Source organism: Variovorax sp. H27-G14 (genome assembly GCF_046156345.1).
Classification (GTDB): domain Bacteria; phylum Pseudomonadota; class Gammaproteobacteria; order Burkholderiales; family Burkholderiaceae_C; genus Variovorax.
Window position 1 is genome coordinate 76,121 of record NZ_JAYLVN010000001.1, and the last position, 12,046, is coordinate 88,166.

Genomic DNA, 12,046 nt, shown 5'->3' on the forward strand with positions numbered 1-12,046 from the left:
CATTCAGCTCCCATACCAATTCACTCCAGGAGACACTCAATGAAACTCGGCAACACCTTCACCCGCACCTGCATCGCGCTGGCCCTCGTGGGCGGCGTCGCGCAAGCGGCGTTGGCCGACCAGCTCGACGACATCAAGAAGGCCGGCAAGGTTCGCGTGGCCATTGCCATGGGCACCCCGCTGTTCTCGTTTGCCGACGCCAACCTGCAGCCCACCGGCTCCGACGTGGACACCGCCACGCAGCTGGCAAAAGACCTGGGCGTGAAGCTCGAAATCGTGTCCATCACCAACGCCGCGCGCGTGCCCACGCTGCAGGCGCAGCGCGCCGACCTGGTCATTGCCGACCTGTCGATCACGCCCGAGCGCGAGAAGGTCGTCGACTTCTCGGTGCCCTACGCCGTCATCAGCATCATCGTGGGCGGCCCCAAGAGCATCAAGGTGGCCGACTACGCCGACCTGAACGGCAAGCGCATCGGCCTGACGCGCGCCACCGTGAACGACACGCTCACCACGCAGCAAGCCAAGGGCGCGGAAATCGTGCGCTACGAGGACGACGCCACGCTCATCACCTCGATGGTCACGGGCCAGATCGACCTGTTCTCCAGCACGCCGTCCAACCTCAGCGAAATGGTGAAGCAGGCGCCCACCAAGAACCTGGAGCTGAAGTTCGCGCAGAAAGACTTCGACCTGGGCATCGCACTGAACAAAGAGCAGCCCAAGCTCAAGGAATGGGTGAACAACTGGGTCGTCACGAACCAGAAGAACGGCAAGCTGAACGCGATCTACAAGAAGTACCACGGCCGCGACCTGCCCGAACGCATCACCAAACTCTGAACGGACGCGCCACGATGGAAGCCTCGAACAACAAACTCAACCGGCTGCTGCTGACCGGCGCGGCCGGCGGCCTTGGCAAGGTGCTGCGCGAGCGGCTCAAGCCTTATGCAGAAGTGCTGCGCCTGTCCGACATCGCCTCGCTGGCGCCCGCCGCCGATGCGCACGAAGAAGTGCAGCCCTGCGACCTGTCGGACAAGGCCGCCGTGGATGCGCTGGTGAGCGGCTGCGACGCCATCGTTCACCTGGGAGGCGTGTCGGTCGAGCGGCCTTTCGAGGAAATTCTCGAGGCCAACATCAAGGGCGTGTTCCACATCTACGAGGCCGCGCGCCGCCATGGCGTGAAGCGCGTGGTGTTCGCCAGCTCCAACCACGTGATCGGTTTCTACAAGCAGAGCGAGCACATCGACGCGCACGCCACGCGCCGCCCCGACGGCTACTACGGGCTGTCGAAGTCCTTCGGCGAAGACGTGGCGCAGTTCTACTTCGACCGCTGGGGCATCGAGACGGTGAGCATCCGCATCGGCTCCTCATTCCCCGAGCCGCTCAACCGCCGCATGATGAGCACCTGGCTGAGCTACCGCGACCTCACCACGCTGATCGAGAAGTCGCTGTTCACGCCCGACGTGAAGCACACCGTGGTCTACGGCATGTCGAACAACCGCGACGTGTGGTGGGACAACAGCGCCGCCGCGCACCTGGGCTATGTGCCGCAGGACGGCTCGGAAGTGTTCCGCGACAAGGTCGAGCAGCAGCCCGCCGTGGCGCCCACCGACCCCAACGCCATCTACCAGGGCGGCGCCTTCACCGCGCAAGGCCCGTTCGGCGATGCCAGCTGAACTCGTTCTCGACGCGCGCAACGCCACCGGTGAAAGCCCGGTGTGGCATGCCGCGCAGCAGGCGCTGTACTGGGTGGACATTCCCGCGCGCACGCTGAACCGCTGGCATGCGAGCCAAGGCCATGCGCAGTGGACGGCGAACGAAATGATCGCCTGCATCGCACCGCGCGCGGATGTGCCCGGCGAATGGATCGCCGGCATGGAGAGCGGCCTGTTCTCGCTGGCGCCGCAGGCCGACGGCACCCTGGCCGCCACGTCGCTTGCGCCCGTCGAACACGCCGCGCCGGCCATGCGCTTCAACGACGGCCGCTGCGACCGGCAAGGCCGCTTCTGGGCCGGCACCATGCTGCTGGACATGGCCGCCGGTGCGCGCGTTGGCAGCCTCTACAGCTACGCCAAGGGCGACAGCAGCGCCGCCCTTCGGCTGGACGACTTCATCGTGCCCAACGGCCTGGCCTTCAGCCCCGACGGCCGCACGATGTACCTGTCGGACTCGCACCCCACGGTGCAGGCCGTCTGGGCCTTCGACTACGACACCGACAGCGGCACGCCCGCCAACCGCCGCCTGTTCATCGACATGAAGCCCCTGCCCGGGCGCCCCGACGGCGCCGCCATGGACACCGACGGCTGCTACTGGATCTGCGGCAACGACGCCGGCCTGGTGCACCGCTTCACGCCCGACGGCCAGCTCGACCGCTCGCTGCATGTGCCGGTGAAAAAGCCCGCCATGTGCGCCTTTGGCGGCGCGGGCCTGGACACGCTGTTCGTCACCTCCATCCGACCCGGCGGCATCGACCTGTCGGACCAACCACTGGCCGGCGGCGTGTTTGCGCTGCGGCCCGGCGCACAGGGCCTTGCGGAGCCCGCTTTCGGCCTCTGAGCCGGTCGCTCATCCGCTGCGTTTTCCTTTCATCCACCGAGGAGCATCAAAAATGAAATCACTACAAATGAAGAAGCTGTCGGGCCTGATCGCGATCGGACTGATCGCACTCACGGCATCTCACATCACCATGGCGCGCACCTTCCGTTCCGCCGAGGTGCATGCCAAGGACTTTCCCACCAACCAGGCGGTGAAGTTCATGGGCGACGAGCTGTCGAAGGCCACCGGTGGCAAGGACAACATCAAGATCTTCGCGGACAGCTCGCTGGGCTCGGAGAAGGACACGGTCGAGCAGGTGAAGATCGGCGCGCTGGACATGGTGCGCGTGAGCAGCGCCTCGTTCCACGGCATCGTGCCGGAGTCGGTGATTCCGTCGCTGCCCTTCCTGTTCCGCGACATCGAGCATTTCCGCAAGGCCATGTACGGCCCGGCCGGCGACAAGGTGCTGGCCGCTTTCGAGAAGGCCGGCTTCATCGGCCTGTGCATGTATGAGAGCGGCGCGCGCTCGGTGTATGCCAAGAAGCCGATCAAGTCGGTGGCCGACATGAAGGGCCTGAAGATCCGCGTGCAGCCCTCCGACCTGATGGTGAGCCTGGTGAGCGCCACCGGCGCCTCGCCCACGCCCATGCCCATCGCCGAGGTCTACACCGGCCTGAAGACCGGCCTGGTGGACGCCGCCGAGAACAACTACCCCTCGTACGAAGAGGCCAAGCACTTCGAGGCCGCGCCGGTGTACTCCGAGACCATGCACGTCATGACGCCAGAGGTGCTGGTGTTCTCCAAGAAGATCTGGGACACGCTCACCAAGGAAGAACAGACCGCGATCCGCAAGGCCGCCAAAGACTCGGTGCCCTACTACGTGAAGCTGTGGGAACCGCGCGAGAAGGACGCCAAGGCGGCCGTCATCAAGGGCGGCGCCAAGATCGTGGCGGCCTCGGAAATCGACCGCAAGGGCTTCGTCGAGGTCGAGAAGCCGGTGTGGGACAAGTTTGCGACCACGCCGGAGCAAAAGGCGCTGGTGCAGGAAATCGTCAACACCAAGTAACGCACGCCGGACATGAGCTTGCTTACCTCACTGAACGCACGGCTGTCGCGCTGGGCCATGTACATCGCGTGCGTGTGCCTTGTCGGCCTGCTCGGGGTCGTCGTCTATGGCGTGGTGCTGCGCTACGTCTTCAACGACGCCCCGCCCTACGTGGAGCAGGTCGCGCTGCTGCTGGTGATTTCGGTCGCCATGTTCGGCGCGTCCGCCGGTGTGCGGGACGCCGGCCACATCGGCCTGGATTCGCTGGTGAAGGCGCTGCCGCCGCAGGTGCAGTTCTGGTGCAAGACGCTTGTCTATGTGCTGACCATCGGCTTTGCCATTGCGTTGTTCGCGGGCGGCGCCGAAATGGCCGCCTCCACGCGCGAATCGACCATTCCCACGCTGGGCATGTCGGAGGCCGTGCGCTACGTGCCGATTCTCTTCGCGGGGGTGCTGATCACCCTCTTCTCCCTCGAGCACCTGGCTGCTCAGTTCACTGGCCAGAAGGTCGTTCCATCATGGCATTGACAGTGCTGTCGCTGAGCTTCGTGCTCTTCCTGCTGCTTGGCATGCCGGTGGCGTTTGCCATCGGGCTGAGCTGCCTGGCCACCTTCGCCTTCGAGGGCCTGCCGTTCGAGACCGCCATTCAGATGATGGTGTCGGGCATGAACGTGTTCTCGTTCCTGGCCATTCCGTTCTTCATCTTCTCGGGCGAGCTGATGCTGCATGGCGGCATTGCCGACAAGATCGTGGCCTTCGCGCGCAGCCTGGTGGGCCACTGGAAGGGCGGCCTGGGGCTGGCCAACGTGGTGGCCTCCACGCTGTTTGGCGGGGTCTCGGGCTCGCCGGTGGCCGACACCTCGGCCATGGGCGGCGTGATGATCCCCATCATGAAGCGCGAGGGCTACAGCGCGGCCTATGCGGTGAACGTGACGACGCATGCGTCGCTCTCGGGCGCGCTGATGCCGACCTCGCACAACATGATCATCTATGCCTTTGCCGCGCAGGCGGCGGTGGGCACCATAGACGGCCACATCATCAAGGGCGTGTCGATTGGCGACCTGATGTTCGCGGGCCTGATCCCGGTGTTCTGGATCATGGTGTGCATGCTGGTGGCGGCCTACTGGCAAGCGGCCAAGTACGGCTACCCCAAGCGCACCGACGGCAGCACCATGGTGGAGCGCTTTCCGGGCTGGGGCATGGTGGCCAAGACCTTCCTGGCGGCCATTCCCGGCCTGATGGTGATCGTGATCATTCTGGTGTGCGTGATGAAGGGGGTGGCCACGGCCACCGAGGCGGCGGCCATTGCGGTGACCTACTCGCTGCTGCTCACGGTGGTGGCCTACCGCACCATGACGCGCGAGAAGCTCTTCAAGTCGCTGGCCAAGGCCTCCAAGACCACCGGCGTGATCCTGCTGCTGATCGGCGTGTCGAACATGCTGCGCTACCAGATGGCCTACCTGGAGATTCCGGACGCCATTGAAACGGTGCTGCTGGCCGCCACCTCCAGCCCCTGGCTGATGCTGCTGTACATCAACATCATTCAGATCTTTCTGGGCATCTTCCTGGACATGGCGGCGCACATTCTGATCACCACGCCGCTGTTCCTGCCGCTGGCCATCCAGATGGGCGTGGGCCCGGTGCAGTTCGGAATGATGCTGCTGCTGAACTGCGCGCTGGGCCTGGTGCATCCGCCGGTGGGCACGGTGCAGTTCATTGGCTGCGCAATCGGCAAGATTTCCATAGGGGAGGCGACGAAAACCGCCTGGCCCTACTATCTGGCGATTTTCATCGCCATCACCCTGGTGACCTACGTGCCGGCCTTCTCCACCTGGCTGCCCACGATGCTGACCGGCCACAAGGTGCTGTAAGCAACAAAAGGTCCTCACGATGAGCCATCCCGCCTCTGGAGCCTTGCCGCTCAACGCTCCTCTTTACATCCGCATCCATGCCAGCGACAACGTGGCCATCGTCGCGAACGACGGCGGCCTGAAGGCAGGCGCCACGTTTGCCGACGGCCTCGTGCTGGTGGACAACGTGCCACAGGGCCACAAGGTCGCGCTGGCCGACCTGGCCGAGGGCGACGAAATTCGCCGCTACAACGTGGTGATCGGCTATGCCCTCAAGGCGCTGCCGCGCGGCAGCTGGGTGCACGAGCGCGTGATGCGCATGCCGGTGGCGCCCGAGCTGCACGGCCTGCCCATCGCCACCATCAAGCCCCCTGTCCTGGCGCCGCTGGAGGGCTACACCTTCGAGGGCTACCGCAACGCCGACGGCTCGGTGGGCTCGCGCAACATCCTGGCCATTACCGAGACCGTGCAGTGCGTGGCCGGCGTGATCGACTTCGCGGTGCAGCGCATCAAGGCCGAGCTGCTGCCGAAGTACCCGAACGTGGACGACGTGGTGGGCCTGGCACACAGCTACGGCTGCGGCGTGGCCATCGACGCGCCCGACGCCATCGTGCCGATTCGCACGCTGCGCAACATCAGCCTCAACCCGAACTTCGGCGGCGAGGTGATGGTGGTGAGCCTGGGCTGCGAGAAACTGCAGCCAGAGCGGCTGTTGCCGCCAGGAAGCATTCCCATCGTCGACAAGCGCGGCGAGGTGGAGGGCAGCGCCGCGCTCGACGTGGTTTGCCTGCAGGACGACGAGCACGTCGGCTTCATGTCGATGATCGACGCGGTGATGCGCCAGGCCGAGGAACACCTGGTGCGCCTGAACGCGCGCCGCCGCGAGACCGTGCCCGCCAGCGAGCTGGTGGTGGGCGTGCAGTGCGGCGGCAGCGACGCTTTTTCGGGCGTCACCGCCAACCCCGCCGTGGGCTTTTGCACCGACCTGCTGGTGCGCGCGGGCGCCACGGTGATGTTCTCCGAAGTGACCGAGGTGCGCGACGGCATCGACCAGCTCACCGCGCGCGCGTCCACCCCCGAGGTGGCCGCGGCCATGATCCGCGAGATGGCATGGTACGACGCCTACCTGGAAAAAGGCCGCGTCGACCGCAGCGCCAACACCACGCCGGGCAACAAGAAGGGCGGGCTGTCGAACATCGTGGAGAAGGCGATGGGCTCGATCGTGAAGTCGGGCTCCGCGCCCATCACCGGCGTGCTCGCACCCGGGGAGAAGGTCGCGCAGAAGGGTCTGATCTACGCCGCCACGCCGGCCAGCGACTTCATCTGCGGCACGCTGCAGCTGGCCGCCGGCATCAATCTGCATGTGTTCACCACCGGTCGCGGCACGCCCTACGGGCTGGCCGAGGTGCCGGTGATTAAGGTGGCCACGCGCAGCGACCTGGCGCGCCGCTGGCACGACCTGATGGACGTGAACGCAGGCCGCATCGCCGACGGCGAGGCCAGCATCGAGGACGTGGGCTGGGAGCTGTTCCGCCTGATGCTCGACGTGGCCAGCGGCCGCAAGAAGACCTGGGCCGAGCACTGGAAGCTGCACAACGCGCTGGTGCTGTTCAACCCGGCACCCGTCACCTGACAGCTTCTCTCACAGCACACACGGAGCACCTACCCATGGAAGACCTGAAGGACAAGACCGCCCTCGTCACCGGCGCCAGCACCGGCATTGGCGCGGCGGTGGCCATCGCCTTTGCCGCGCGCGGCATGCGCGTGGCGGTGCACTACAACAGCTCGGCCACCGCGGCCAACGACGTGGTCGAAACCATTCGCGCGGCCGGCGGCGCGGCCATTGCCGTGAAGGCCGACGTGCGCGACACCGCCGCCATTCGCGACAGCGTGAAGCAGACGGCGGCCGAGTTCGGGCGCATCGACGTGCTGGTGAACAACGCCGGCAGCCTGGTCAAGCGCGTGCCCATCGCCGAGTTCGACGACGCGCTGTTCGACGAGGTGATGCACATCAACGCGCGCTCGGTGCTCGCCTACTGCCGCGAAGTGGTGCCGCTGATGCGCGCGCAGGGCGGCGGCAACATCATCAACGTGACCTCGGTGGCGGCGCGCACCGGCGGCGGCCCGGCCGCCTACCTGTACGCGGGCTCCAAGGGCTTCGTGAGCACGGTGACGCACGGGCTGGCGAAGGAGCTGGTGGGCGACCGCATCCGCGTGAACGCGGTGGCGCCGGGGGTCATTCAAACGCCTTTTCAGGAGCGCTTTTCGACGCCCGCGATGCTGGAGAACTTTCGCGCCAGCATTCCGATGGGGCGCATCGGCGAGCCCGAGGAATGCGTGGGCGCCTTCCTGTACCTGGCCTCGGAACAGCTCTCGGGCTATGTCACGGGGCAGGTCATCGAAGTGAACGGCGGGCAGTACATGCCCTGACCTGTTCGCCCGCGTTTTTTCTGCCAGCAATACCCATATCGGAGACAAAAAAGACATGACGACAACGAAATTCCTGCGCAAGGTGGCCGCACTGTCCGCAGCAGTCGGCCTCGCAGCCGGCGCTCTTGGCTTTGCTGCGCCCGCCGCCCTCGCGGGCCCGAGCGACTACCCTGACCACAGCGTCGAACTCATCGTGCCCTACCAGCCCGGTGGCGGCACCGATGCACTGGCGCGCGCCTTTGCCGATGCCAGCCGCAAGCACATGTCGCAAAGCATCGTGATCGTGAACCGCCCCGGCGCGGGCGGCGCCATCGGCTGGAACGAGGTCATCCACTCGCGGCCCGATGGCTACAAGCTCGCGGTGCTCACCGTGGAGCTGCTCACGCTGCCGCACCTGGGCCTGGCCAAGTTCAACTACGACGACTTTCAGCCGATTGCGCAGCTCAATGCCGACCCGGCCGCCATCACCGTCAAGGCCGATGCGCCCTGGAACACGGTCGAAGAATTCCTGGCCGCGGCCAAGAAAAAGCCCGATGAAATGCGCGTCGGCAATTCGGGCACGGGCTCGATCTGGCACCTTGCGGCTGCCGCGCTCGAAGACAAGACCGGCGCCAAGTTCAACCACATTCCGTTCCAGGGCGCAGGCCCGGCGGTGCTGGCGCTGCTGGGCGGCCACATCGACGCCGTGGCCGTGAGCCCGGCGGAAGTGTCGAACTACGTGCAGGCCGGCAAGCTCAAGATGCTGGTGGTGATGGCCGACCAGCGCCTGAAGGCCTTCGACAAGGTGCCGACCGCCAAGGAGCGCGGCATCGACCTGACGATCGGCACGTGGCGCGGCCTGGGCGCGCCGAAGAACACGCCACCCGAAGTGATGGCCAAGCTGCGCGAGATCACCGCCAAGACCGCCGCCGAGCCGCTGATGCGCGAAGTGATGGACAAGCAGAACCTGGGCTACGTCTACACCGACGGCGCCGTGTTCAAGGACACGCTGGCCAAGGACAACGTGTACTTCAAGCAGCTGATCACCAAGCTCAACATCAAGCCCTGAGCACAGTCGCCATGAAAGCAACCACCACCATTGCGTCGCTGCTGTGGCTCACCGCCGCTGCAAGCGGCCCGGCTTCGGCCGCGACCTGGGTCTATGTGTCGAACGCCGACAGCCAGGACATCTCGGTGCTCGAGCTCGACCGCGCCCAGGGCGTGCTCAAGCCGGTGCACACGCTCAACGTCGGCGGCACGGTGATGCCGATGGTCGTGAGCCAGGACAAGCGCGTGCTGTACGCCGCGCTGCGCTCGCAGCCGTTTCGCGTCACGGCGCTGTCGATCGACGGCGCCACCGGCCAGCTGCGCAAGCTGGGCGAGGCGCCGCTGGCCGACAGCATGGCCAACATCGACCTGGACGCGAGCGGCAAGTGGCTGTTTGCGGCCTCCTACCAGGGCGGAAAGATCACGGTGAACGGTGTCGGCAAGGACGGCACGGTGGGCCCCATCCACCAGCTGATTCAGACGGGGCCCAACGCCCACGCGATCCATGCGGACGCCAGCAACCGCTTCGTGCTGGCCACCAGCCTGGGCGGGGACAACGTGTCCAGCTGGCGCTTCGACGCCGACAAGGGCCTGCTGTCGCCCAACGATCCGCCGCTGACCGCCACCGCCGCCAAGTCGGGCCCGCGCCACTTCGTATGGGACAAGGCACAGCGCCATGTGTACCTGCTGGACGAGCTCGACGCGGCGCTGCACGTGTATGCGTGGGACGCCGCGCGCGGCACGCTCAAGCTCGAACAGAGCACCACCACGCTGCCCGCCGGCTTCACCGGCAAGCCATGGGCCGCCGACCTGCACCTGACGCCCGACGGGCGCTACCTGTATGCATCGGAGCGCACGTCGAGCACGCTGTCGACGTTCAAGGTCGATGCCGCCACCGGCCAGCTGCAGCCGCTGGGCCAGACGCCGACCGAAAAAAGCCCGCGCGGTTTTGCGATCGACGCCAGTGGGCGCTACCTGATTGCAGCGGGGCAGGAATCGAACGGCATCTCGCTGTACGCCATCGACGGCGCCACCGGCGCATTGGGCAAGCCGCAGCATCTGGACGTGGGCAAGAACCCGAACTGGATCGAGATCGTCGACCTGCCCTGAGCAGAGCCGCGCCGCTCCCCGCCACCGAACAAACAAACCAAGGAGACATTCACATGCAACGCAGAACACTCATTCGAACCGCCCTGGCCACCTCGCTGGCCGCGGGCCTGCCCGCCGCCTTCGCGCAAAGCGGCAACTGGCCCACCGGCAAGGCCATGACCTACCTCGTGCCGTTCCCGGCCGGCGGCACCACCGACGTGCTGGCCCGCCTCATTGCGCAGAAGCTCGGCACCGTGCTGGGCACGAGCGTGATCATCGACAACAAGGGTGGCGCCGGCGGCAGCGTGGGCTCCGAAGTGGGTTCGCGCGCGGCACCCGACGGCTACACGCTCATTGGCGGCACCATCAGCTCGCACGCCATCAACGTGAGCCTGTACCCGAAGATCGGCTACGACCCGCAGAAGTCGTTTGCGCCGGTGACGCTCATCGGCACCAACCCGGTGGTGCTGGTGGTGAACCAGGCCAGCCCCTACAAGACGCTGAAGGACGTGATGGCGGCGAGCAAGGCCAAGTCGGGCGGGCTCTCTTCGGCCTCGGCCGGCACGGGCACGTCGCAGCACCTGGCGCTGGAGCTCATGGCCTTCAAGTCGGGCGTCAAGTTCACGCACATTCCGTACAAGGGCAGCGGCCCGGCCATTCAGGACGCCATTGGCGGCCAGGTCGACATGATGTTCGACACCACGGTGGTGGCCGGCCCGCACATCCAGAGCGGCAAGCTGCGCGCCATTGCGGTCACATCCTCCAAGCGCCTGGCCTCGATGCCCGACGTGCCGACGGTGGCCGAGTCCGGCGTGCCGGGCCTGCAAGACTTCGAAGTGGTGTCATGGCAGGCGATCTTCGTGCCCGCGGGCACCCCGGTGCCGGTGGTCGACCGGCTGCACACCGAGATCCGCACGATCCTGGCCGCGCCGGACATGCAGGAAAAGCTGAAGGGCTTCGGCATGGAGCCGGCCGACCTGAGCACCAAGCAGATCGCGGCCTTCCAGAAGGCCGAAGTGGAGAAGTGGGCGCAGGTGATCAAGGCGGCGGGCATCAAGGCCGACTAGCCCAACGGCGCCGCGCGGGCGCAAAGCCCGCGCGCGCAAAACCCCGCGCGGGGCGCCGAACCGAGGGAAGCTTCCTACGCCTGCCGCGGGAAGCCCTTTATAGAATGCCCCTCCCACTCCGCATTCCAGGCCCTCCCCACGTGTCCGACCGCTCTGCCGTACTGCCCCAATACCTGTTTCCCAAACAGGCCCTGACCAACTTTGCCGGCTGGGTCGCGGGCAAGGAACGGGGCGCCGTGACCACGTGGATCATCCGGCGCTTCGTGGCCAAGTACGGCGTGAACATGGGCGAGGCGCTGGAGTCGGACATTCACCACTACAAGAGCTTCAACCAGTTCTTCACGCGCGCGCTGAAACCCGGCGCGCGGCCGCTGGCGCAGGCCGACCTGATCTGCCCGGTGGACGGCGCCATCAGCCAGTTCGGCGCGATCCAGGGCGACCAGATCTTCCAGGCCAAGGGCCACAACTACACCACCACCGCGCTGGTGGGCGGCGACGCCACGCTGGCCGCCAGGTTCGCGCACGGCAGCTTCGCCACGCTGTACCTGAGCCCCAAGGACTACCACCGCATCCACATGCCCTGCGACGGGCGGCTGGTGCGCATGATTCATGTGCCGGGCGAGCTGTTTTCGGTGAACCCGACCACGGCGCGCGGCGTGCCGGGCCTGTTCGCGCGCAACGAGCGCGTGGTGTGCGTTTTCGAGTCGGCGCGCGGGCCCTTCGTGCTGGTGCTGGTGGGCGCCACCATCGTCGGCAGCATGGCCACGGTGTGGCACGGCGTGGTCAACCCGCCGCGCGTGGGCGAACTGCGCGAGTGGAGCTACAACGACCAGCAGATCGACATCCGCAAGGGCGACGAGATGGGCCGTTTCCTGCTTGGCTCGACGGTCGTCATGCTGTTTCCCAAGCGTGCGTTGGCGTTCAATCCGGCGTGGGTGCCAGGCCGGGCGATTCGGTTGGGTGAAGCGATGGCGAACGACGTTGCGGCCTGACACGGCTGTTCAAGGCCA

General features: G+C 66.4%; 12 protein-coding genes. All 12 read left to right on the forward strand.

All coding sequences use genetic code 11. From position 1 onward, the window contains the following. The first annotated feature begins 39 nt into the window (after positions 1–39). The 12 genes from VLK31_RS00390 to asd all read left to right on the forward strand — a co-directional run bounded on the left by VLK31_RS00390 (position 40) and on the right by asd (position 12,028). A complete protein-coding gene (locus VLK31_RS00390; RefSeq protein ID WP_409166391.1) occupies positions 40–834 on the forward strand; it encodes a transporter substrate-binding domain-containing protein in 795 nt (264 codons plus the stop codon). 14 nt (positions 835–848) lie between these two features. Next, entirely contained in the window at positions 849–1,670 is an 822-nt protein-coding gene (locus VLK31_RS00395; protein WP_409166392.1) for an NAD-dependent epimerase/dehydratase family protein, read from the forward strand. Beyond that, positions 1,660–2,550 carry an SMP-30/gluconolactonase/LRE family protein gene (locus VLK31_RS00400; RefSeq protein WP_409166393.1) on the forward strand — a complete coding sequence of 297 codons (891 nt, stop codon included), beginning with the start codon at positions 1,660–1,662 and terminating at the stop codon, positions 2,548–2,550. The genes VLK31_RS00395 and VLK31_RS00400 overlap by 11 nt, the downstream gene beginning before the upstream one ends. 52 nt (positions 2,551–2,602) lie before the next feature. Further along, positions 2,603–3,595 carry a TRAP transporter substrate-binding protein gene (locus VLK31_RS00405; protein ID WP_409166394.1) on the forward strand — a complete coding sequence of 331 codons (993 nt, stop codon included), beginning with the start codon at positions 2,603–2,605 and terminating at the stop codon, positions 3,593–3,595. A 12-nt stretch (positions 3,596–3,607) separates the two neighbouring features. Then, entirely contained in the window at positions 3,608–4,102 is a 495-nt protein-coding gene (locus tag VLK31_RS00410; RefSeq protein ID WP_409166395.1) for a TRAP transporter small permease, read from the forward strand. Next, positions 4,093–5,445 (forward strand): TRAP transporter large permease, encoded by a 1,353-nt coding sequence (locus tag VLK31_RS00415; protein ID WP_409166396.1) that lies wholly within the window; start codon positions 4,093–4,095, stop codon positions 5,443–5,445. The genes VLK31_RS00410 and VLK31_RS00415 overlap by 10 nt, the downstream gene beginning before the upstream one ends. Before the next feature lie 19 nt (positions 5,446–5,464). Continuing rightward, positions 5,465–7,057 (forward strand): galactarate dehydratase, encoded by a 1,593-nt coding sequence (garD, locus tag VLK31_RS00420; protein WP_409166397.1) that lies wholly within the window; start codon positions 5,465–5,467, stop codon positions 7,055–7,057. 35 nt (positions 7,058–7,092) lie between these two features. Beyond that, entirely contained in the window at positions 7,093–7,854 is a 762-nt protein-coding gene (locus VLK31_RS00425; RefSeq protein ID WP_409166398.1) for an SDR family NAD(P)-dependent oxidoreductase, read from the forward strand. Positions 7,855–7,909: 55 nt separating this feature from the next. Then, positions 7,910–8,902 carry a tripartite tricarboxylate transporter substrate binding protein gene (locus VLK31_RS00430; protein WP_409166399.1) on the forward strand — a complete coding sequence of 331 codons (993 nt, stop codon included), beginning with the start codon at positions 7,910–7,912 and terminating at the stop codon, positions 8,900–8,902. Between the two features lie 11 nt (positions 8,903–8,913). Continuing rightward, positions 8,914–9,990 (forward strand): lactonase family protein, encoded by a 1,077-nt coding sequence (locus VLK31_RS00435; RefSeq protein WP_409166400.1) that lies wholly within the window; start codon positions 8,914–8,916, stop codon positions 9,988–9,990. Between the two features lie 53 nt (positions 9,991–10,043). Beyond that, the gene (locus VLK31_RS00440; protein WP_409166401.1) at positions 10,044–11,036 is read left to right on the forward strand and encodes a Bug family tripartite tricarboxylate transporter substrate binding protein; all 993 of its coding nucleotides are present in this window, start codon (positions 10,044–10,046) and stop codon (positions 11,034–11,036) included. Positions 11,037–11,176: 140 nt separating this feature from the next. After that, positions 11,177–12,028: an archaetidylserine decarboxylase gene (gene asd / locus VLK31_RS00445; RefSeq protein WP_409166402.1), complete on the forward strand. Its 852-nt coding sequence runs from the start codon at positions 11,177–11,179 to the stop codon at positions 12,026–12,028. Positions 12,029–12,046 lie beyond the last annotated feature (18 nt).